General features: G+C 32.3%; 3 protein-coding genes. 2 read left to right on the plus strand and 1 reads right to left on the minus strand.

What is annotated here, in order from left to right:
• Positions 1-364 precede the first annotated feature (364 nt).
• Both ACFQZ1_RS10660 and ACFQZ1_RS10665 read left to right on the plus strand, forming a co-directional pair.
• Positions 365-2,569 carry a bacteriocin-associated integral membrane family protein gene (locus ACFQZ1_RS10660; protein WP_377882183.1) on the plus strand — a complete coding sequence of 735 codons (2,205 nt, stop codon included), beginning with the start codon at positions 365-367 and terminating at the stop codon, positions 2,567-2,569.
• Positions 2,570-2,578: 9 nt separating this feature from the next.
• The gene (locus ACFQZ1_RS10665) at positions 2,579-3,217 is read left to right on the plus strand and encodes an ABC transporter ATP-binding protein (RefSeq protein WP_377882184.1); all 639 of its coding nucleotides are present in this window, start codon (positions 2,579-2,581) and stop codon (positions 3,215-3,217) included.
• Between the two features lie 300 nt (positions 3,218-3,517).
• On the opposite strand, the gene ACFQZ1_RS10670 is transcribed toward ACFQZ1_RS10665, so the two are convergent.
• Positions 3,518-3,808: helix-turn-helix domain-containing protein (locus tag ACFQZ1_RS10670; protein WP_377882185.1), on the minus strand; the 291-nt coding region annotated here is incomplete at its 5' end.

Below are 3,808 nucleotides of genomic sequence, written 5' to 3' on the forward strand. Positions count from 1 at the left end.
TAATTGCAGCACATCTTTAATTTATAATCGATACTACAGAATCTAATCAAAAAGATACAAGATTTTACAAAAAAAATTGGTTCTGTTGCAAAGTTTTCTACATGGGGTCCCCATACATGCCCATCAACTTAAGAAAAGTAAACACCCCAAAAAAGAAAAAAGAACTGACTTCTTCAAATAACTAACTGTAGAAAAAGGAAATTTTCATTTTTGGGGTACTGCAAAATCTTAGCTTGATAGTGATGGGGCGGTACGCCATTTTGAAATGAAAAATAATGGTTAAAAATAAAGTCATATAGACAACATCCACCCTGGTATTTCCATTTTTATTTAAATATACTAAAATATTACAGAGGAGGGTGTTATGAAAAAAGTAGTTGTGTTTTTTCTTATTGTAGCTTCTATATTGTCAGGTTTTATTGCATTTCAACAAACGGATCATAAAGAATTTGAAAAAATGGAAAAAGTAGAACAGAGGATAGGTAAAGAGTTTGTTATCCCAGATGTACTGGTTTTTACGAATCCTAGTGAAATTTATCCTATATTACTCGAGGCAGCACAGGAGTCACATACAAATATTTTTCGTACAAATGTTTCTTATCATGAAGATGAACAGGCAGAAATTTTGAAGTATGTATTACTAACAACTGAAACGATATATTTTAAACAGTTTCAGTTAAGTCAGGGGGATGTGTTAAAGCCAAAAGACACATTCCAAGGTAATGCTTTTTTATCGACAGTACATACGAAAGATACAAAACAAAAGGGAGTAATAAAAGATTTTGGAGATAATCATGAGATTTCAATTAAACCGCTTCAAACGTCGTATGAATACTTGCCTATGGCAGGACGATATTACGTAGAAGTAGTAGATGATGGCTCATACAACGCCTTCTTGAAACTTTTTTCCAAAAAGCTAAATCAGCATTTTAAGCCGAAACAGTATATTGTTGCTGATGATTTTAAACGTAATCTTAGCAATAACGAGGAAGCTTTGGGTTCACCAATCAACTCTTTAGCTTATATTCAGTATATCGTGTTTATCGTTCTCCTGTTTTTTCTTATTTATTATGTTTTTAACGAAGCGAAAAGGATTGGCGTTATAAAAATGCACGGCGTATCGAATGTACGTTTATGGTTTATCGTTATAGGTAGAATAATCGCCATTATGTTTGCTTTATCATTGCTCATTTCAGTGCTTGTATCAGCTTTTATAAAAAATGTAACGCCGGAGTTTATTTATACTGTTTTATTCGATCAATGTAAGACGTATTTTATCATCACGATATTATCTCTTGCTTCTTATTTCTATATTTCTAAAATTAAGGTCAATCAAATGATTAAAAATAGAAAAGATACAAAGGGGATATTTGTATTAAATACGCTATTAAAAATCACTTGTTCTATTATATTTATTTTATTAGGGACGCCTATTTTAGAACAATATATTACAGTGAAAGAAAAACAAGAGAATTTAAAAAACTGGGAGAAAAACAAAGATTATGGTGTCTTTTATCCGCTTTCTGTAGGGAATGATGAAGGTCAACAAGGGATGCATAAAATGGAGTCAAGTATAAATGGTGATCTGTATCCTATTTTGAATAAAATGGGAGCGGTATTAATTAATTCCAAGGACTATGAAGAAATGGAATTGTCTAGAAATAAGGATTATAAAGGAATTTGGTCAGTTACCGTAAATAATAATTACCTTCGCGAATTTCCGCTATATGACATACATAATCGGCGCGTGCAAGCTTCAGAAGATACGGAAAACTGGATTTTATTAGTACCTGAAAAATATCAGAACAGAGAAAAAGAAATTCTTCGCTTTTTTGAAGAACGGAGAAAACCAGCAATAGAATATGAAGAAAAAAAAATGCACAGAGAGGTCCCGAATCATTTACGTAATCGAAAAATAGGCATTATTTGGATAAAGAATAATCAGGAAATCTTTAGTTTCAATCCAGATGTATATAAATCTGACCATAACAAAATTAGAGATGAAATTATTGAGGTAATGACAGAGAAGAATAGTTTTGTTGGAGAAAGAGATCTTATATTAGGTGGAGGAGCGAAAGATCCTTTAAAAATTAAGTTGATGAAGCGAGATGCAGGATTAACGTATAAGACACTAGAGCCAGAACTTAAAAGATTAGGATTAGATGATAATTTAAGATATCTTGTAACAGTTGACCAATATATTTCAAAAGATATATACAATCTACAAAAAACAATGAAAATGCTATTGACGGTTACTAGTGGACTAATTGTCGGCATATTATTTTTGGTCACACAGAATATTATTGTGTATTTCAATAAAAATCAGCAGAAAATAGTGGTGCATCGCTTATTTGGCGTAGGTTTTTTTAGAACATATAAGGGATACATGTTGCTATTTGTATTCATGTGGATTATACAACTATCAATTTGCTTCATCGTAAAGATACAGTTTGATTTGAAATTACTTACAGTGGTGGCAATGCTTATTTTAATTGAATTTACCGCCTCAATTATTGCATTAATCACGATGGAACGAAGAAATAAAAAAACGGTGATAAAGGGAGGTTAATATAAACGAATGCAATATATATGTGAACTAATAGATGTTTGTAAAAGTTATGGAAATCATGCGGTTTTAGATGAGTTCAATTTAAAAATTTATGAAGGGGAAATGGTTGCGATTACTGGAAAAAGCGGATCAGGTAAAACAACGATTCTAAATATTATAGGAATGCTAGAGGACCCAGATAGCGGAATCGTTAAATTGTTTGGTGCAGAGAGTCCTAATATGGGTTCTAATAAAGCAAATAAGCTTCTGAGGACAAGAATGTCATATCTCTTTCAAAATTATGCACTCATCGACAATGATACTGTAAATAAAAATTTAGAAATTCCCTTGATTTATGCAAAAAAAACAAAGACGAAAAAGAAAGAACTAAAAGCAGCAGCCTTAGAAAAAGTTGGACTGAGCGTATCATTACAGCAAAAAATACACGAGCTTTCAGGTGGTGAACAACAAAGGGTTGCCATAGCAAGGATACTTCTAAAGCCTTGCGAGTTAATATTGGCCGATGAACCAACAGGCTCTTTAGATGATAACAATAGAAATGAAATTATACAAATTTTAAAAAATCTAAATAAAGAGGGAAAGACAATTGTTATTGTCACGCATGATCCATATGTAGCACAAGTATGCGATAGAGTCATAGAATTATAATTTTTGCGGGAATGAGATTATAAAGGGTTCTGGTGCAAAAACTTCAGGATAATTGCAAGTAATCTCTAAGTCTTGGACACACTAATACTATTACTCTAAAAGAGTGTGCGATCGGTATGGAAAAGAAAAATTTGTTTAAATGGAAACACTATCAGGGGTCACCATACATGTCCATCAACTCAAGAGATTTTAATACCCTCAAACACAAAAAAAAGTTATCCTTTCTAGGGGTACGGAAACGATTCAAAGAATAACCCGCCACATCTGAAAATTTTTCCAATTTAGGCGGGTGTGTTTTTCTTATATTTTTCCTTGTAGATTCCTATATAAAGAAGATCTTGAAACATTGGTAATTTCACAAATTTGTTTTACTGTCATATTTCCTTCTTCATACAGCTTAAGTGCATAATTCATTCCCGCATGCTTTTCATGATACTTTTTAACTCGTCCTTGATATTTTCCTTCTTTTTTTGCAAGGTCAATCCCCTCACGTTGACGCATACGAATTAAGTCACGTTCCAATTGATTCACTCCGCCCATTACTGTCATCAAGAAATGACTATATGGATTTTCTTCAGATAAATCCAGCCA

The sequence above is a fragment of the Bacillus sp. CGMCC 1.60114 genome, from assembly GCF_042676365.1.
GTDB classification, from domain to species: Bacteria; Bacillota; Bacilli; order Bacillales; family Bacillaceae_G; genus Bacillus_A; species Bacillus_A rhizoplanae_A.

Bases quoted from the DNA above. Each gene is read 5' to 3' on its own strand.
- ACFQZ1_RS10660 (WP_377882183.1), top strand. From the start codon at position 365: ATGAAAAAAGTAGTTGTGTTTTTTCTTATTGTAGCTTCTATATTGTCA.
- ACFQZ1_RS10665 (WP_377882184.1), top strand. From the start codon at position 2,579: ATGCAATATATATGTGAACTAATAGATGTTTGTAAAAGTTATGGAAAT.